General features: G+C 66.1%; 13 protein-coding genes, 1 tRNA gene and 1 other RNA gene. 14 read left to right on the top strand and 1 reads right to left on the bottom strand.

Features of this window, described 5'->3' with window-relative positions:
- Window positions 1-177: 177 nt before the first annotated feature.
- The 7 genes from E3T31_RS14435 (at window position 178) to E3T31_RS14465 (ending at window position 6,235) form a co-directional block, all read left to right on the top strand.
- Window positions 178-1,215, top strand: a complete 1,038-nt coding sequence (locus E3T31_RS14435; RefSeq protein ID WP_166788516.1) for an asparaginase — start codon at window positions 178-180, stop codon at window positions 1,213-1,215.
- Window positions 1,216-1,234: 19 nt separating this feature from the next.
- On the top strand, window positions 1,235-2,125 hold the full coding sequence (locus tag E3T31_RS14440; protein WP_134469652.1) for a polysaccharide deacetylase: 891 nt from the start codon (window positions 1,235-1,237) through the stop codon (window positions 2,123-2,125).
- A complete protein-coding gene (locus tag E3T31_RS14445; protein ID WP_134469654.1) occupies window positions 2,122-3,528 on the top strand; it encodes an MFS transporter in 1,407 nt (468 codons plus the stop codon). The genes E3T31_RS14440 and E3T31_RS14445 overlap by 4 nt, the downstream gene beginning before the upstream one ends.
- The gene (locus E3T31_RS14450) at window positions 3,521-4,285 is read left to right on the top strand and encodes an SDR family NAD(P)-dependent oxidoreductase (protein ID WP_134469656.1); all 765 of its coding nucleotides are present in this window, start codon (window positions 3,521-3,523) and stop codon (window positions 4,283-4,285) included. The genes E3T31_RS14445 and E3T31_RS14450 overlap by 8 nt, the downstream gene beginning before the upstream one ends.
- A 13-nt stretch (window positions 4,286-4,298) precedes the next feature.
- Complete coding sequence (locus E3T31_RS14455) at window positions 4,299-5,018, top strand: SDR family NAD(P)-dependent oxidoreductase (RefSeq protein WP_134469658.1); 720 nt, start codon at window positions 4,299-4,301, stop codon at window positions 5,016-5,018.
- Between the two features lie 71 nt (window positions 5,019-5,089).
- Window positions 5,090-5,410: a hypothetical protein gene (locus tag E3T31_RS14460; protein ID WP_134469660.1), complete on the top strand. Its 321-nt coding sequence runs from the start codon at window positions 5,090-5,092 to the stop codon at window positions 5,408-5,410.
- A gap of 312 nt (window positions 5,411-5,722) precedes the next feature.
- Window positions 5,723-6,235, top strand: coding sequence for a DinB family protein (locus tag E3T31_RS14465; protein ID WP_134469662.1), 513 nt, complete (start codon window positions 5,723-5,725; stop codon window positions 6,233-6,235).
- A 253-nt stretch (window positions 6,236-6,488) separates the two neighbouring features.
- Here the strand turns inward: E3T31_RS14465 and E3T31_RS14470 are convergent.
- Window positions 6,489-6,576, bottom strand: a tRNA-Ser gene (locus E3T31_RS14470).
- 107 nt (window positions 6,577-6,683) lie between these two features.
- On the opposite strand from E3T31_RS14470, the gene ffs reads away from it, so the two are divergent.
- The 7 genes from ffs to E3T31_RS14505 all read left to right on the top strand — a co-directional run bounded on the left by ffs (window position 6,684) and on the right by E3T31_RS14505 (window position 18,582).
- An RNA gene (gene ffs / locus E3T31_RS14475) (signal recognition particle sRNA small type) lies at window positions 6,684-6,780 on the top strand.
- Window positions 6,781-7,014: 234 nt separating this feature from the next.
- A complete protein-coding gene (locus tag E3T31_RS14480; protein ID WP_241978025.1) occupies window positions 7,015-9,465 on the top strand; it encodes a phosphoketolase in 2,451 nt (816 codons plus the stop codon).
- Between the two features lie 227 nt (window positions 9,466-9,692).
- Complete coding sequence (pta, locus tag E3T31_RS14485) at window positions 9,693-11,909, top strand: phosphate acetyltransferase (protein WP_134469666.1); 2,217 nt, start codon at window positions 9,693-9,695, stop codon at window positions 11,907-11,909.
- Entirely contained in the window at window positions 11,906-13,111 is a 1,206-nt protein-coding gene (locus tag E3T31_RS14490) for an acetate/propionate family kinase (protein WP_134469668.1), read from the top strand. The genes pta and E3T31_RS14490 overlap by 4 nt, the downstream gene beginning before the upstream one ends.
- A 207-nt stretch (window positions 13,112-13,318) precedes the next feature.
- Window positions 13,319-16,237 carry a DNA polymerase III subunit gamma and tau gene (locus tag E3T31_RS14495; RefSeq protein WP_134469670.1) on the top strand — a complete coding sequence of 973 codons (2,919 nt, stop codon included), beginning with the start codon at window positions 13,319-13,321 and terminating at the stop codon, window positions 16,235-16,237.
- Between the two features lie 3 nt (window positions 16,238-16,240).
- A complete protein-coding gene (gene recR, locus E3T31_RS14500) occupies window positions 16,241-16,840 on the top strand; it encodes a recombination mediator RecR (protein ID WP_092340318.1) in 600 nt (199 codons plus the stop codon).
- 464 nt (window positions 16,841-17,304) lie between these two features.
- Window positions 17,305-18,582, top strand: a complete 1,278-nt coding sequence (locus E3T31_RS14505) for an aspartate kinase (RefSeq protein WP_134469672.1) — start codon at window positions 17,305-17,307, stop codon at window positions 18,580-18,582.
- Window positions 18,583-18,929: the final 347 nt, after the last annotated feature.

Here is an 18,929-nt window from a genome sequence, read left to right on the forward strand (position 1 = left end):
ATACGAAGCTTGACTTGCCTGTGGATCTCATTCTATAGTTTGACCACCTCACTACCCAAACGATTGGGTAATGAACGTTACGTACCCGCAATGACGCGTGCAGTCGGCCGAAACATTGGGTATTTACTCTTGCATCAAGAAACCCAATCGTTTGGGTACCGACCTCCGGAGAAAATAATGACAGATCGTGCCGGCACCCACGTGGTGTTGCTGGCGACCGGTGGAACCATCTCGTCGCGCGCCCGCTCTGCGGAAGGCGGCGCCGCGGTTGCCGCCGACGCCGGTGCAGAAGTTCTCGGCGGTCTGGCCACAGCCCCGGCCTACCCCGTGCGGGTCGTCGACGTCGCTTGTGAGGGGTCCTACCTGCTCACTCTCGTCGACATGATCGAGATCTGCGCGCAGATCAAGATTGCCCTCGCCGACCCATCGGTGCGGGGGGTCGTTGTCACGCACGGCACTGACACGATGGAAGAGACCGCCTACCTGGCCGACCTCACCCACGACCACGTAAGCCCGGTGGTTTTCACCGGGGCGCAGAAATCCGCCGACGCCGCCGACCCCGACGGTCCCGGCAACCTCGCCGATGCCATCGCGGTCGCTGGCTCACCCGCGGCAGCGGGCCTCGGCGTGTTGATCGTTTTCGCCGGCGAGATATTCCCCGCCCGCGGCGTGCGCAAAGCACAGACCTTCGCGCTCCATGCCTTCACCAACCCCGACTTTGGCTCGGCCGGTTTCCTGACCGCCACCGGTGACGTCGTAATCACCCGCCAGGACCAGCGGATGCCACCGCTCCCGCTCCCGCCCCTCCCTCTCCGCCAGGCCAGACGCGTCGACGTGGTGTCTGCCTATCCGGGGGCGGACGGACTCTTGCTGCAGGCATCCGTGGCTGCCGGGGCCAGCGGAATCGTGTTGCAAGCGACGGGAAGCGGCAACGGCAACCCCGCCCTGTGCGTCGCCGTCGCCGCCGCCGCCGCGGCCGGCACCGTCGTGGTGACGAGCACCCGGGTGAGTGCCGGCCCGGTCATCCCGGTCTACGGCGCCGGCGGAGGACGAGACCTCGTCGCGGCCGGTGCCATCCCCACTGGCCTGCTGCGGCCCTCACAATCGCTGATTTTGCTCAGCCTTCTGCTGCAGCTCGATCGCAACCATGATGAGATCGCCGACGCGTTTGCCCTGTACGGGGCAGCCATCACCGAGTCCGCCCAGATTTGTTAGTGCAACGAAAGGCACAGATATGAAAAAAGATATCCAGATTGCATTTGGAGTAGACGTCGACGCTGTCGCCGGCATGCTCGGTTCGTACGGCGGCGAAGACTCCCCGTGCGACATCTCCCGCGGCATGTTCAGCGGCGAGGTGGGTGGCCCCCGGCTCATTCGCCTGTTCGACAAGTACGACTTACCCGCCACCTGGTTCGTTCCAGGGCACTCCATCGAGACCTTTCCCGAGCTCACCCGCATGATCGTTGCCGCGGGCCACGAGATGGGCGTGCACGGCTACTCCCACGAGAACCCGATCGCGATGACCCGCGAACAGGAGACCACGATCCTGGACCGATCCATCGAACTGATCGAAAACGTCTCCGGACGCCGCCCCACTGGGTATGTCGCCCCGTGGTGGGAATTCTCGTCGGTGACGAACGAAATTCTGCTCGAACGCGGCATCAAGTACGACCACTCGCTCATGCACAAGGACTTCGAGCCGTACTACGTGCGCGTCGGTGACAGCTGGAAAAAGATCGACTACGCCCAGAACGCCCAGACCTGGATGGAGCCGCTCATGCGCGGCACCGAGACCGACCTGGTCGAGATTCCCGCCAACTGGTACCTCGATGACCTGCCCCCCATGATGTTCATCAAGGCCGCCCCCAACTCGCACGGTTTCGTGAACCCACGCGATATCGAACAGATGTGGAAAGACCAGTTCGACTGGGTCTACCGCGAAATGGATCAGGCCGTCTTCACGATGACGATCCACCCCGACGTCTCCGGACGCCCACAAGTGCTCCTCATGCTCGAGCGCCTCATCGAGCATTTCAACTCCCACGAAGGCGTCAGCTGGAACACCTTCGACCAGATTGCAGATTCGTTCCTCGCCCGTTCCCCCCGAAAGGTTCCCTCCGCATGAAACTGAAATCTCCCACCCTCGATCTCACGGCGGCGACCGTCAACGAGAAACGTCGCTTTCCCGCCTTCACCGTGAAGCAGACCCGCACCGCCACGATTCTGGCGCTGTTGGCCTGGACCGTTGCCGTCTTCGACTACGGACTGTTCGGCACGCTCCTTCCCGCCATGCAAGAATCCTTCGGCTGGACCGCGCCGGAAGCCTACGCGATCAACACCTGGATCGCAGTGGGCACCGCGATCGTCTGCTTCGGCGTCGGCCCGGTCATTGACCGCCTCGGACGACGCAAGGGCATGATGGTCACCGTCGGTGGCACGGCCATCGTCTCCGGCCTCACCGCCATCATCCCCACCGGAATGGCCTTCCTCAGCAGTGGGTTGCTCGTGATCGTTCGATCATTTGGCGGTCTGGGATTCTCCGAGCAGGCCGTCAACGCGACCTACATGAACGAGGTCTACCAGGTCACCGAAGACGAGAAGAAGCGCAAGCGCCCGGGCCTGAGCTACTCCTTTATTCAGGGCGGCTGGCCGCTCGGCTTTCTGCTCGCCAGTGCGCTCGCCCTGGCTTTCCTCCCGACCTTCGGCTGGCGTGCCCTCTATCTGATGGCCACCATCCCCGCCGCGCTCATCGTGTGGGCCATCGCACGTAAGCTCAAAGAAACTCCCCAGTTCGAGCTGCACAGTGAACTCACCCGCCTCGACAAGGCCGGGCGCACCGAAGAAGCCCACCTGCTTGCCGGGTCGTACGGCGTCGAGCACTCCTCGACCGCACCGCTCAAGCTCATCTGGGAGCCGAAGCTGCGCCGCAACACGATCGTGTTCTCGCTCGCCTGGATCTTTAACTTCTTTGGCATCATGATCTTCAGCATTCTGGGAAGCTCCGTGCTCAAGAACGCCAAGGGCGTCGAACTCTCCGATGCTTTCTGGATGCTCATTGTCATCAACGCCCTGGCCTACTTCGGCTACGTGTTCCACGGGTGGCTCGGCGACAAGATCGGCCGCAAGCGCACCATCATCAGCGGCTGGATCCTCGCATCGGTCGCCTTCACCATCATGCTGAGCCCCCTCGCTAACAGCCCGGTGACCATCGTCGCAAGCTTCGGCGCCGGTCTCTTCTTCCTCGTTGGCCCGTACGCGGCTATTCAGTACTTCATGGCCGAGTGCTACCCGGTGAGCTGCCGCGCCACCGGCACCGCGTTCATCGGCGCGATGAGCCAGCCCGGCATCGTTATCGGTGGCGCGCTGTTCACCGCCGTCGCCGCCGGAGCCAACACGGGAACCGCCGCGCTCTGGGTCGGCGCCCTCGGCACCCTTATTTCGGGTGTGCTCATGATCGCCGCCAAACCCATGGCAGAAGCTCCCCTCGCTGTCGCACCGGAAACCGAGCTGAAAGCCCAGCGTGCCTGAAGCTCGCGTCGCAATAATTACCGGAGCCGCCAGCGGCATCGGCCGTGCCCTCGCCGTGCACTACGCCGGCGAGGGGGTGCGCAGCATCATCGGCACCTTCCCGGGCGACCCGCACGACCCGCAGGAAACACTGCGGCTGGTGCGCGCCGCCGGGGGTGAGGCCGTCGTGCACGAGGTGGATGTGCGCAGTACGGCATCCGTTGACGCATTCGCCCAACGGGCGGTCGACGAATACGGCCGCCTCGACTACGCCGTCGCTAATGCGGGTATTCTGCGTAATTCATCGCTCGCCGACATGACGGATGCCCGGTGGACCGACATGCTCGACGTCGACCTCACCGGTGTCCTGCGCACACTGCGTGCCGGAGCCGAACGCATGACCGAGGGCGGCGCCATGGTGGCGGTGTCCTCGATCGCCGGCGCGGTCTACGGGTGGGAGGGTCATGCCCACTACGCGGCGGCGAAAGCCGGCGTGCTCGGTTTGATTCGCAGTGTGGCTGTTGAACTGGGGCCGCAGGGCATCCGGGCGAATGCGGTCATTCCCGGCCTCATCGAAACTCCGCAGTCACTCGACCCGGTAAATTCGCTGGGACCGGACGGCCTCGCCCGAGCCGGCAAGGACATCCCCTGGGGTCGGGTGGGTACGCCGGCCGAAGTGGCCAGTGTTATTGCGTTTCTCACTTCTTCGCAGGCCGGGTACGTCACCGGGCAGTCCCTCATCGTTGACGGCGGACTCACCGTGAAAATGCGCGCGTAGATATGGAACAGAAATGACCCAGCACCATCGCGCGTCCACCGGCCGCGGAGTCGTCGTCACCGGCGGCAGTAGTGGAATCGGGCGGGCAATCGCCGAAGCGTTTGTCGCCAACGGTGACCGCGTGGTCGTACTCGATCGCGCGGGCACCGACATTGACGCGATCAACGTCGACGTGTCGCAGGAAGACAGCGTGCGCACGGCCTTCGCGACCGCTCGCCAACGGCTTGGCACCATTGACGTTCTGGTGAACAGTGCCGGTCTGCTCACCGAGTCACCACTGCAAAACATGACACTCGCCATGTGGAACGAGACTCTCTCAGTCGACCTCACCGGGGTGTTCCTGTGCTGCCGGGAGGTGGTGGGGGAGATGCGCCAACAGAAATGGGGCCGCATCATCAATATCGCTTCCCAGCTCGCCATCAAGGGCGGCACCGGCCTGAGCCACTATTCGGCGGCCAAGGCCGGGGTCGTGGCGCTGACTAAATCGCTGGCGCTCGAAGTTGCCAGCGACAACGTGCTCGTCAACAGCATCGCTCCCGGCCCGATCGAGACCCCGCTCGTGCAGGGAATCTCCGAAGATTGGAAGATTGCCAAGCGCGCCGAATTGCCGCTCGGGCGTTTCGGCGTTGCGGCCGAAGTCGCCCCCACGGCGCTGCTGCTTGCGAGTGAGCCCGGAGGAAACCTCTATGTAGGGCAGACCCTCGGGCCCAACTCCGGCGACGTGATGCAGTAACTCGGGCCGTCAGGTCAGTCAGGAAACAAAAAATGTGCGGAGCATGCGGCACGACGGTCTACCCTGACCCGGTGATGGGCAACGAACACACCCTCAGAAATCGCATTCTGGTGGCGCAAACGGTGTCCGCCGTGTGTGCCGGCGTGCCCGGCGCACCCCGCATCGCGGCGCTCGCCGCTGGATGGTCGGTGACCAGCGCCACCGGCTCGATCTCGTTGTGCCACACCGTTGCTGACATCTGGCGCGCGCTCCCCGTCCAAAGTGCGTCGGTGCTGCAGCACGCGCTCGAGGTGAGGGCGCTCACCGAAGGGTCCGTGGGCCTTTCGGCGCGCGTCGTTGCCCTCGGGCTCGACCTGACGCGGCAGCGCTTGCTCGTTGGCTCGCCTCGCTGATCGACGTTGCGACTAACCCGAGCAACGCACCAGCCGCCGCGAGGGCGACCCGCCCATAGCTGACGAGGGCGAGCTGTCCATCGCTGGGCCACGCAAACCCGCGCCGCCCTCCTGATCTCCGGGCAGACGGCCCGAATAATAGGGCGGGGGCGTTGTTCCTCAAGTGAGCCCGAGGCACGACGCTTTAGGCTTCGCCACGCAAACTGGTGTCGTCGGAGGCGGCAACAACCCGCAGTTCAGCGGGTGCGTATGAGTCCCGGCGGGATCGCGGCATAGCGCGGGGGTACGGTGGCAGAACGACTAAGGAGAGCCATGACCCCGTCCGAACTGCTCATCGAAGAGTTTTCCCGTATCCAGGGATACGTAGCTGCGACCCTGAAAAACGCGACCGTCGCCACCCTCACGTATCGAGCGGATGCCGACGCCAACACGATCGCCTGGCTCATCTGGCACCTGTCCCGCCTGCAGGACGACCACATCGCCGACCTGGCGGGCAGCGAGCAGGTGTACACCGGGCAGGGGTGGGCCGAACGATTCGACCTGCCGTTCGAGCCGAAGAGGATCGGCTATGGCTTCACCTCTGCCGAAGTCGCCACCGTTCGCGCCGATGCGGACCTGCTCGGCGGCTACTACGACGCCGTGCACACCGCGACCCTCGCTTATCTGACCACCCTGAGCGCGGCGGACCTGGACCGGGTCGTCGACGAGTCCTGGACTCCCGCCGTCACCGTCGGCGTGCGCCTCGCGAGTGTGCTCTCCGACGACCTGCAGCACGTTGGCCAGGCAGCCTTCGTGCGAGGCCTGGCCGACCGCGCCGGCGCCTAGCGCCCCTGGCTGCCTGGAAAGTCAGCCCTGTGTCGTTGGTCGAGCTTGCCGAGACCGCCGTCGACCAACGCTGGCGTCGTGCGAAACCCGGCCCTGTAAATCAGAAATCTCTGGCGGAGAATGGGGGATTCGAACCCCGCGAGTGGGGTGTGTGCGTCACCCAACACGCTGTACTACAAGTCTGGCGGAGAATGGGGGATTCGAACCCCGCGAGTGGGGTGTGTGCGTCACCCAACACGCTGTACTACAAGTCTGGCGGAGAATGGGGGATTCGAACCCCCGAGGGCTTTCACCCAACACGCTTTCCAAGCGTGCGCCATAGGCCACTAGGCGAATTCTCCTGGCCGCCGTTCAATAAAGCAACGGCACCACAGAATCTTACCTGTTTCCAGCGGATGCTGTCGCCACCCTCGGTTGGTGCAGTCTCGTCGCGTGCCCTAAACTGAGGGTCGGCTCCTCGCGTGGCGCCACCCAGGCCAATTCCCCCAGGACGGAAACGTAGCAAGGGTAACCGGGCTCTGGCGGGTGCGCGAGGAGTCTTTTTCATACCCACAGCGCGAGGGTACCCGGGGCTGTGCTCCTGTACCGAGGTGCGCGAGGAGTCCTTTTTGTCCCCACCAGCATCCGCTTTCGCGTAATGAGCGTGAAATCCGCGTGAACGCTCGCGGGTCGGGACCTTTGGCCCTGAGCTGCGCCGCCACGGCTCAATAGGATTGAAGCAGCGCGGCTATGGCGCCGCACCACACTGCGGAGGACCAATGAGCCACGATTCCGGCACCATGCCCTGGCCTACACGCGCGCCGAAACCGCTCAGTGCAGCGGCGCTGAGCAGTATCGACGCCTGGTGGCGGGCCGCGAACTACCTCGCCGTCGGCCAGATCTACCTGCTCGGCAACGCCCTGCTCACCGAGCCGCTCACCCGCGATCACGTGAAGCCGCGCCTGCTCGGCCACTGGGGCACCACGCCCGGCCTCAACTTTCTCTACGCACACCTGAACCGCGCGATCGCCGAACGCAGCCAGAGCACCATCTACATCACCGGCCCCGGCCACGGCGGCCCCGGCATGGTCGCCAACGCCTACCTCGACGGCACCTACACCGAGGTCTACGCCGACATTGAGCAGAACACCGCCGGCGTGCAGAAACTGTTTCGCCAGTTCTCCTTCCCCGGCGGCATCCCCAGCCATGCCTCGCCCGAGCTGCCCGGCTCCATCCACGAGGGCGGCGAACTCGGCTACGCCCTCAGCCACGCCTACGGTGCCGCGTTCGACAATCCGAACCTGCTCGTGGCCGCGGTGGTCGGGGACGGCGAGGCCGAAACCGGCCCGCTCGCCACCAGCTGGCACTCCAACAAATTCATCGACCCGCTGCAGGACGGCGTCGTGCTGCCCATTTTGCACCTCAACGGATACAAAATCGCCAACCCCACCGTGCTCGCCCGCATCCCCGAAGACGAGCTGCAGGACCTCATGCGCGGCTACGGTCACACTCCTTATCTGGTGAGCGGCGGCTTTGACGGCGAAGATCCGATGCTCGTGCACGCTCGCATGGCCGAGACTCTTGATGAAGTGCTCAACCAGATCGCCGAGATCAAGGCCGCAGCCGCTCAGGCCGCCACCAACAACGAGGATTTCGCCCGCCCGCGCTGGCCCATGATCATCCTCCGCACCCCCAAGGGCTGGACCTGCCCCGCCCGCATCGACGGCGTGCAGGTCGAGAACACCTGGCGGGCGCACCAGGTTCCGCTGAGTAACGCCCGCGACACCCCGGCGCACACGGCCCTGCTCGAACAGTGGATGCTGTCCTACCGTCCCGCAGACCTGTTCGACCCAAGTGGTGCTCCCGTTGCGCAGATACAGGCCCTCGCCCCACAAGGCGACCTGCGCATGAGCGCCAACCCGATCGCCAACGGCGGACTCCTGCGCCGCGACCTGCGCCTGCCCGACTTCCGTGATTTCGCCGTGGACGTGCCCGAGCCGGGTGCAACGCGCAGCGAGGCGACGCGCGTGCTGGGCGGCTACCTGGCCGAGGTCATCCGCTTGAACCCGGATAACTTTCGCATCTTCGGACCCGACGAAACCGCCTCGAACCGGCTCGCCCCGCCGGTCTACGAGGTCACCGACAAGCAGTGGAACGCCGAGATCCGGCCCGGCGACACCAACCTCGCCCGGGCCGGCCGCGTGATGGAGATGCTGAGCGAACACCAGTGCCAGGGCTGGCTCGAGGGCTACCTGCTCACCGGGCGGCACGGGCTGTTCAACTGCTACGAGGCGTTCATTCACATTGTGGATTCCATGTTCAATCAGCACGCCAAGTGGCTCAAGGTGACCGCCGAGATCCCGTGGCGGGCGCCGATCGCGAGCCTCAACTACCTGCTCAGCTCGCACGTCTGGCGGCAGGATCACAACGGGTTCAGCCATCAGGATCCCGGTTTCATCGACCACGTCGTCAACAAGAGCGCCGACGTGGTGCGGGTTTACCTGCCCTTCGACGCCAATACCCTGCTCAGTACCTACGACCACTGCCTGCGCAGCGTCAATTATGTGAACGTCGTCGTGGCGGGCAAGCAGCCGGCGCCGAACCTGCTCACCATGGACGAGGCCGTCGCGCACTGCACCCGCGGTCTTGGCATCTTCGACTGGGCTGGCACCGAAATTGCCGGTCAGGAGCCGGATGTCGTGCTCGCCGCCGCCGGTGACGTGCCGACGCTCGAGGTGCTCGCCGCCGCCGAGATTCTGCGCGAGAACCTGCCCGAGCTCAAGGTGCGGGTCGTGAACGTCGTCGACCTGATGCGGCTGCAGTCGGCGGAGGACCACCCGCACGGCCTGAGCGACAGCGCCTTCGACGCCGTCTTCACGCCCGACAAGCCGATCATTTTCGCCTATCACGGGTATCCGTGGCTGATCCATCGGCTCACCTACAAGCGTCACGGCCACGACAACCTGCACGCCCGCGGCTACAAAGAGATCGGCACCACGACGACCCCGTTCGACATGGTCATGCTCAACGACCTCGATCGATATCACCTCGTCATGGACGTCATCGACCGCACCCCCGGCCTCGCCGCCCGCGCCGGCCTGCTCCGGCAGCGGATGCAGGACGCCCGCCTGGCCGCGCGCCAATACACCCGAGACCACGGTGAAGACATTCCCGCCATCACCGACTGGTCCTGGTCTGCCCAAGCGGATGCCGCTCCCCGCGCCGCCTCGACGGGCAGCGACAATGTCTAACCCGGCACTGCTCCGGTCCCCACCCGCGCGCGGGACGCCACCCGTCGTTGGTCGAGCTTGCCGACCGCCATCGCCCCGCGCTGGCCGTCTGCGGAACCCGGCCATCGGCGCAGGCTAACCCAGCTCGACCGCCATCGACCAACCCAAACTCGGTATAGCGTGGGTCACGACTTACCTCTATGATCCCGCCGACGCACTCCCACTCCGAATAAGCTTGAATGGACACCGTGGCTCGAAGCATCTATATCACCAGCGCAGAAGGCAATACCGGCAAGTCGACGATCGCTCTGGGCGTGCTCGACACACTGACCCACCTCGTGGAGCGGGTCGGTGTGTTCCGCCCGGTCGCACGCACCGCGACCGAGCCCGACTACGTCGTCGAGCTTCTCCTCCGGCACCTGCAGGCGAACGCCGGCCCCGGCGCTGCCGCCGGGCAAACCTACGAGCAGAGCATCGGTGTCAGTTACGACGACGTCAACACCGATCCAGACGCCGCCCTGGCCCGCATCGTTGCGCGGTACAAAGCGGTCGAGGCCAACTGCGACACGGTCGTCGTCATCGGCAGCGATTACACCGACGTCGGCAGCCCCACCGAACTCGCTTTCAACGCGCGCATCGCGGCCAACCTCGGCGCCCCCGTACTGCTCGTGCTCGGTGGCCGAGTCGGCCCGGGCGAGGGTGAACGCCTCGGCCAGAGCGACGCCCGCTCCGCCACGGACATCGCCCAGCAGACCGACGTGGCGCTGGCGGAATTGCGCGACGAACACGCATCCGTATTGGCGATCATCATCAATCGGGCCGACGAGAACGCGCTGCCGGCCATCATCGATGCGGTGCGGGTCACCACCAATGCCCAGCCGGCGCGGTCCGGCGGCGCTTTCGGGGTGCCGATCTGGGCCATTCCCGAAGACCCGTACCTCGTCGCACCGAGCATGCAGAGCATTATGGAGGCCACCGAGGGCACCCTGATCAAGGGCGACCCTGCACTGCTGGCCCGTGAGGCGCTCGGCGTCGTCGTGGCCGCAATGTCGATGGTCAACGTGCTGCCGCGCCTGATTCAGGGCGCCGTCGTCGTTGTGCCGGGCGACCGCGAAGACGTGCTGCTGGCCGTGCTGCTGGCCAACGCCTCCGCAACCTTCCCGTCGATCGCCGGCATCGTGCTCAATGGCGGCTTCGAGCTGCCCGAGGCGATCCAACGGTTGATGGAGGGCCTCGCCCCCTCGCTTCCGATCATCAGAACCTCACTCGGCTCGTACGACACGACCATGCGCATAACGCGCGCCCGTGGACGCCTCGCCGCCGACTCCCAGCGCAAACACGACACCGCGCTGGCGTTGTTCGAGACTCACGTCGATGCATCCGCTTTGCTGGACCGACTCGATGTGAGCCGCGCGGAGGTCGTCACGCCCCTCATGTTCGAGTATGCACTGCTCGAGCGCGCGCGCCAGAACCGTCAGCACATCGTGCTGCCCGAGGGTGAGGATGACCGCGTGCTGCGCGCCGCCGCGACCCTGCTGGCCCGCGACGTGGTCGAGCTGACCATTCTCGGTGAGGAATTCGAGGTGCGCTCTCGCGCGATCGGCCTTGGCCTCGACATTTCCAAGGCCCACGTCGTGAGCCCGTACGACGATCTGCTGCGGATTAAGTTCGCCCACGAATATATGCAGTTGCGGGCACATAAGGGAATTTCGCTCGACCAGGCCAATGAAACCGTCACCGATGTGAGCTATTTCGGCACGATGATGGTGCAGCTGGGCCTCGCTGACGGCATGGTGTCTGGCGCGACGCACACCACAGCGCACACCATTCGGCCGAGCTTCGAGATCATCAAGACCCAGGTCGGCGTCGGCGTGGTGTCGAGCGTGTTCCTCATGGCGCTCGCCGACCGCGTGCTGGTCTACGGCGACTGCGCCGTCATTCCGGTGCCGACGGCCGAGCAGCTCGCCGACATCGCCATCTCGGCCGCGGCGACGGCCGTGCAGTTCGGCATCGAGCCGCGCATCGCGATGCTGTCCTACTCCACCGGAACGTCCGGCGAGGGCGCCGACGTCGAAAAGGTGCGCTTCGCGACCGCCCTCGTGCGTGAGCGCCGGCCCGATCTGATGGTCGAGGGTCCGATTCAATACGATGCAGCAACGGATGCCGCGGTCGCGGCCACCAAGATGCCCGGTTCCAGCGTGGCTGGCCGCGCCACGGTGTTCATCTTTCCGGATCTCAACACCGGCAACAACACCTACAAGGCGGTGCAGCGCAGCGCGGGAGCCGTCGCGATCGGACCGGTGCTGCAGGGTCTGCGCAAGGCGATCAACGATCTGTCGCGCGGAGCCCTCGTGCAGGACATCGTGAACACCGTCGCGATCACCGCAATTCAGGCGGCCGGACTCACGGATGCCGCGGCCCTGGCGGCGGTAGTGGATGCGACGCCGGCTGGAGCCATCCGATGACCGCGGTTCTGGTCGTCAACTCGGGGTCGAGCTCCTTCAAATACCAGCTGATCGAGATGGACACCGAGACCACCCTCGCGAGTGGACTGGTCGAGCGTATCGGCGAGCTCATGGGGCACTCGTCGCATTCGGTGAGCGGTGTGGGTGGCGCCGAGAGCGCCAAGACCTGGCGTGAACTGCCCATTTCCGACCACACGGCGGGCTTCGCCGTCATGCTCGAGGCCTTCCACGCGCACGGCCCCTCGCTGGGCACCCATGCGCCGGTCGCGGTCGGCCACCGGGTCGTGCACGGCGGGGCTCGTTTTCACGAGCCGACCCTCGTGACACCGCAGGTGGAACGCGACATTGACGAGCTCTCCGGGCTCGCGCCGCTGCACAACCCCGGCGCGCTGCAGGGTATCGTGGCCGCTGAGATCGCTTTTCCCTCGGTGTCGCACGTGGCCATCTTCGACACGGCCTTTCACCAAACCCTCCCTCCCGAGGCGTTCACCTACGCGATCAACGTGGACCTGGCCGAGCGGTTCCGCATCCGTCGCTACGGGTTTCACGGTACGAGCCACAGCTTCGTCTCGCGGGCCGCCGCGGAATTCGTCGACCGTCCGCTGGCCGACCTGAACCAGATTGTGCTGCACCTCGGCAACGGTGCATCGGTATGTGCGGTGCGCGGCGGCCGATCGGTGGAGACGAGCATGGGCATGACTCCGCTCGAGGGACTCGTCATGGGCACCCGCTCGGGCGATATCGACCCGGGCGTGCTGTTTCACCTGCACCGCCGGGCCGGTCTCGACATGGACGAGCTCGACACCCTGCTGAACCGCGGCAGTGGCCTGCTCGGCCTCACCGGTCGCGGCGATATGCGCGACGTGATATTGGCGGCGGAGTCCGGCGACGGTCCGTCCCAGCTCGCCATCGACGTCTACGTGCACCGGCTCAAGCACTATGTCGGCGCCTACTTCGCCCAGCTGGGGCGGGTCGACGTGATCACGTTCACGGCGGGAGTCGGCGAGAACGACCCGATGCTGCGAGCGGGCGCGGTCGGTGAACTCGAGGCGTTTGGAATCCGGATCGACCCGGAGCGCAATGCCGCTGCGAATCGAGGTGCACGGCGCATCTCGGCCGACGACTCTGCGGTCACCGTGCTCGTCATCCCCACCAACGAGGAGCTGGAGATAGCCCGCCAGACCCTCGCCACGGTGCGCTAGCTGCACTGAGTCAGGTCACGATCAGCAGGAAGCAGAGGAATGTCACTGCGCTCAGGCCGATTTGACGCTGGAATGGGGCTAAACGCGCGCGAACTCCGCACATGTGGACGCCCCCGTCTCGTGCGTCACCCGTGGGCGCGGCATACTGACCTTCAGGCGGACGCCTGCGCGCGGCCGAGTGTCGGTTGTGGCAAGTACCATTAGAGCGTGGTTACCGCCCTGTATCGCCGCTATCGGCCAGAGACCTTTGCCGAGATGATCGGCCAGTCCCAAGTGACTGATCCGCTGATGACGGCGCTCCGCACCAACCGGGTGAATCACGCCTATCTGTTCAGCGGCCCGCGCGGCTGTGGCAAGACCACGAGCGCGCGCATCCTGGCCCGCTGCCTGAACTGCGCCGAGGGCCCCACCGACACTCCGTGCGGCGTCTGCCCGAGCTGCGTTGAGCTCGCCCGCGACGGCGGCGGGTCGCTCGACGTCGTCGAAATCGACGCGGCCAGCCATAACGGTGTCGACGATGCCCGCGATATTCGTGAGCGCGCTATCTTCGCGCCGGCCCGCGACCGTTACAAGATCTTCATCCTCGACGAGGCGCACATGGTGACGCCGCAGGGCTTCAACGCGCTGCTGAAGATCGTCGAAGAGCCGCCGGAACACGTGAAGTTCATCTTTGCGACCACCGAACCCGAAAAGGTGATCGGCACCATCCGTTCGCGCACCCATCACTATCCGTTCCGGCTGGTGCCGCCGGGTCCGATGCTCGAATACGTGCAGCAGATGTGTGACGTCGAGAAGATGGTCGTCGCTCCGGGCGTGCTGCCGCTTGTCGTGCGCGCCGGCGGAGGCTCGCCGCGGGACACCCTGTCACTGCTCGACCAGCTCATGGCCGGGGCCGACGGTCAGTCCATTGAGTACGAGCGCGCCGTCGCCCTGCTCGGATACACGAGCGCCTCGCTGCTCGACGAAGCCGTCGACGCCATCGGAGCCCGCGATTCCGCCGCCGCCTTCGACGCCGTCGACCGGGTCATCCAGACCGGGCAAGATCCGCGCCGGTTCGTCGAAGACCTTCTCGAGCGGATGCGAGACCTCATCATCGTCGCGGCCACCAGCGTCGCGGGAGCCGCAGCGGTGCTGCGCGGGGTGCCGCAAGACGAGCTGGAGCGTATGAGCGTGCAGGCATCCGCTTTCGGGCCAGCCGAACTGTCGCGCACCGCCGATATTTTGAACGCCGCCCTCACCGAGATGAGCGGGGCAACCTCGCCGCGCCTGCATCTCGAGCTGATGATCGCGCGCGCCCTGATTCCCGCGACCGATGACACGACCAGGGGCGCCCTCGCCCGGGTCGAGCGCCTCGAGCGTCGCATCGGGGTCGACGGGGTCGGTGCGTCGGCGCCCGCGCCCCGGTCGGCCAGTGGCGATCTCGGCAAGCTCGATCAGCGGGTGGGGGCCCCGGTCGCGCCCGCGGCGGCACCGCAAGCTGGCGGCGTCGCCGCTCCCGGTGCTCAGTCGCCCTCCGCGCCAGGCTCTGCAACACCTGCCGCTTCCGCTCCCGGCGCGACCTCGGCCGCGCGAGCAAACTCCGCGACGCCTCCTGCTCCGCTGGTCCAGCCTGTTGAAAGCGCCATTCCGGGAACTCAGGGCGCCTCCGCGGCATCACCCTCTCCGCTGGTCGAAATCTCGACAGGCTCGATCCAAGGCCTGCCCAACGAGACCGCCATCCCGGGGGCGCAGACTGCCCGCCCGGCCGTTGTTCCTGGGGCGCCGGTCTCCCTGCAGCAGTTGAAAGACGCCTGGCCCGAAATTCTCGAGGCCGTGAAAACGGAGAAAACGACCGCGTGGCTCGTCGTCTACACTGCGCACGTGCTGAGCCTGAATGGTGACGTACTCGCGCTGTCGTTCCCGAGCGTTGCCGACGTTGACAGCTTCAAGCAGCAGAAGGTTCCCGGGATGGGAACGAGCGACTTTCTGCGCACAGCGATCGTCGCCGTGCTCGGCTTGCGCGTCAAGTTCATCGCCCGGGTCGATGCCGGCCGTGAAACGTCCTCGCCGAGCGCATCGTCCGGCGACTCGACGACCGTCGCCGCGGAGCCTGCGCCAGCGGTTTCCGCACCGAAACCGCCGACAACTTCTGTGCCGGCAACTTCTGTGCCGGCAGCTCTCGGAGCCGACTCTGTGTCGAGCGCATCACCTGGGTCGACTGAGAACGCGGCCGACACTGCAGAATCCGCGCTCACCGATCCAACCTCGACCGAGGCCGCCCAAGTCCGGTCGCCTGCTTCCGCGCCTGCGACCTCCGCGCCCCCTGCGTCTGCGTCCGGGGCTCCCGCGCCGGCTACTCCCACCGCTGCGCTCGCTGCGCCTGCGTCTGCGCCTGCGTCTGCGCCTGCGGCGACTGCGGCACCCGCGACGGCGCCAGCTTCCACACCAGCAGGTGCCTCGCCCGTCGCCGCCTCGACCAGTGGGTGGGCCACCGTGGCGATTCCCGGCTCGCCCAACGGCCCGGCATTGCCTGCCCTCGTCGACGACACAACGGATGCCCCGGCACCCGCCAGTCCCGCGGCTCCGATATCAGACGTACCCGACGCGGCTTCGGTCTCGGCTTCCTCGTCGTCGTCGTCAACTCCAGTCTTAGCGCCGTCTTCGCTTGCCGGCTCCGCGTCCCCGCGCCGGGACGAGCCGCCATTTGACGATGCGCCCCCGCCATTTGACGACGACGACGCGCCGCCCGAAATGGACGCGCCCGCGGAGGAACGCGTGCCCGACTACGGGGCCGACGCCGAGGCATCCGCTTCGCAGCTGAGCTCGGGGCAGCCAAGCAGTGCAGGGCAGCAGGATTCGCGTCGCTCAGGCCAGCAGAACGCGGCCCACGCTCCCGGCCAGCCGAACGGCCAGCGCAACGCTGGCCAGCCGAGCGATCAGCAAAACCGCGGCCAGCAGTCTGCGCCAGTGCAGCGCCAGCACCCGAACGCATCCGGCCAGCGCGGAGCCGCGAAAGACCCGTCCCGCGCGCCGTCCTTCGCTGAGAAGCAGCGCTATGGAGAGGCCGTGGTACGCGAGATCCTGGGCGCGACCTTCATCGAAGAACAGCCGTACACCGCGGCGCCCCGAACCAGAAACGACCACTAAACCATGTATGAAGGTATCGTTCAAGAGCTGATCGACGAGCTCGGCCAGCTTCCCGGCATTGGACCGAAGTCGGCCCAGCGCATCGCGTTCCACATTCTGCAGACCGAGAAATTCGACGTGACCCGGCTCGCCAACGTGCTGCTCGAGGTGCGCGACAAGGTGCGGTTCTGCGACATTTGCGGCAACGTGTCCGAGCAGCCGACCTGCCTGATCTGCCGCGACCCGCGCCGCGACCCCACCTCGATCTGCGTGGTCGAAGAGGCCAAGGACGTCGTCGCGATCGAACGCACCCGCGAGTTCAAGGGCCTGTACCACGTGCTCGGCGGAGCGATCAGCCCGATCGACGGGGTCGGCCCCGACGACCTGCGTATCCGCCAGCTGATGCAGCGCCTCGCCGACAACACAGTGCAGGAAGTCATTATCGCGACCGACCCGAACCTCGAGGGGGAGGCGACTGCCACCTACCTTTCGCGCCTGTTGACGACGCTCGAGATCAAGGTGACCCGTCTCGCCTCGGGCCTGCCCGTCGGCGGCGACCTCGAATACGCCGACGAGGTCACCCTCGGCCGCGCCTTCGAGGGCCGCCGCGAGGTCACCCACTAGCGAGTCGCCACCCGCCACCCGCCACCCGCCACCCGCCGCACCTGCGACCGCCCCGTGCGGTGTCGTAGTACTTCCCGGGCCCGGGCCCGGAAACTGGGCCCATGCTTGATCATGGGCCCGGTTCCCTATCCTGGGCCCGGCGTCCGTATCCGGACCGCGGTTCCCTAACATTGGGCCCGGCGTCCGTATTCGGGCCCGTCGAGTGAACCGGTGCGGTGACTTCCCCGTGCGGTGTCGTAGTACTTCCCGGGCCCGGGCCCGGCGTCCGGATAGCGCCCTCCGACGCCCCCGCCTGCACTCGTGCCCGCGCACTCCTGAGCGCCCGCCCTGCACGCGTGCCCTTGAATCCGCTGAACGCCGCCGCACAGTGTCACATGGCACCCACCCGTCAGCACCAGCATTTAGGATGGGAACTTGGACGCGGCCCGAACATCGGCCAGCGACACCCCCATCTCAGGAGTCACATGAGCTTGATCGTGCAGAAGTTCGGCGGATCGTCCGTCGCCGATGCCGAAAGTATCAAGCGGGTCGCCAAGCGCATCGTGGACACCCGCAAGGCCGGCAACGAGGTCGTCGTCGCCGTCTCGGCGATGGGAGACAGTACCGACGAGTTGCTCGACCTCGCCCATCAGGTCACGCCGTTGCCCGCCCCGCGCGAGCTCGACATGCTGCTCACCGCGGGCGAACGCATCTCCATGGCGCTGCTCGCGATGGCCATCAAGAGCCTCGGCTACGACGCCCGCTCCTTCACCGGCAGCCAGGCCGGCATGATCACCGACGCGAGCCACGGCTCGGCGCGCATCGTCGACGTCACGCCCGGACGCATCCGCGATGCCCTCGACGAGGGTGCCGTCGCGATCGTCGCCGGGTTCCAGGGCTTCAACCGCGACACCAAAGACATCACCACCCTCGGACGCGGCGGATCCGACACGACCGCCGTCGCACTGGCCGCCGCCCTCGGCGCCGACGTTTGCGAGATTTACACGGATGTCGATGGCGTCTTCACCGCGGATCCCCGCGTCGTTCCCAAGGCCCGCAAGCTCGAGCGCGTGACGAGTGAAGAGATGCTCGAACTCGCCGCCGCTGGAGCCAAAGTTTTGTATATTCGAGCTGTGGAATATGCCCGCCGCCATGGGGTCACGCTGCACGTGCGCTCATCCTTCAACAACAACACCGGCACCATCGTCTACAACGCCGCGACCGCGCGAGAAAATGGAGAAATTGTGGAAGAGCCCATCATCGCCGGAATCGCCGCCGACCTGAGCGAAGCGAAGGTCACCGTCGTCGGCGTTCCCGACATTCCCGGCAAGGCCGCCCTGATCTTCAAGATCGTCGCCAAGACCAACGCCAACGTCGACATGATCGTGCAGAACGTGTCGGCCGCGTCGACCGGACTCACCGACATCTCCTTCACCCTGCCCAAGTCGGAGGGTCAGCAGGTGCTCACGGCCCTGACCAACGAGCGCGACCGCATCGGATTCGCTGGCCTGCAGTACGACGACCAGATCGCCAAGCTCGCCCTGGTCGGCGGCGGCATGCGCACCAACACCGGTGTCTCAGCGAAACTGTTCGAGGCACTCTACGAAGCCGGGATCAACATTGAGATGATCTCGACGAGCGAGATCCGCATTTCGGTCGTCACCCGCGCCGACACCATCAACGAAGCCCTCCGCGTGGTACACACCGCGTTCGGGCTCGACGGCGACGCCGAAGCCATCGTTCACGGCGGCTCCGGCCGGTAACTCCCGCACACGCCACGCCACGCCACGCCACGATGTGAGTTTCGCCTCCGGTTTCGGCCGAAATCGGACAAAACTCACACCTCGGCGAGCGGATGCCCCGCCTCACCACCCAGTCCAGCCCCAGCCCGTTCATAACTCCTGCAAATTGTCATCATCGACTTTGACTGCCCTGTAATTGCGCGGGACTGAACCGGCGGGCGACGAAATTGCAGGAGTTATGCGCGAAGTGGGGGGGGAGAACCTCGCATCAACCACCCGCACCACCTCGTCACCCCCACTTTTCGGGGGCTAATTCAGGAGACCGGCCCGCAGCATCCGCTCCGGGCAGGAAATATCGGCTGGATCGC

Source organism: Cryobacterium sp. TMS1-13-1 (assembly GCF_004403125.1).
Lineage (GTDB): Bacteria > Actinomycetota > Actinomycetes > Actinomycetales > Microbacteriaceae > Cryobacterium > Cryobacterium levicorallinum.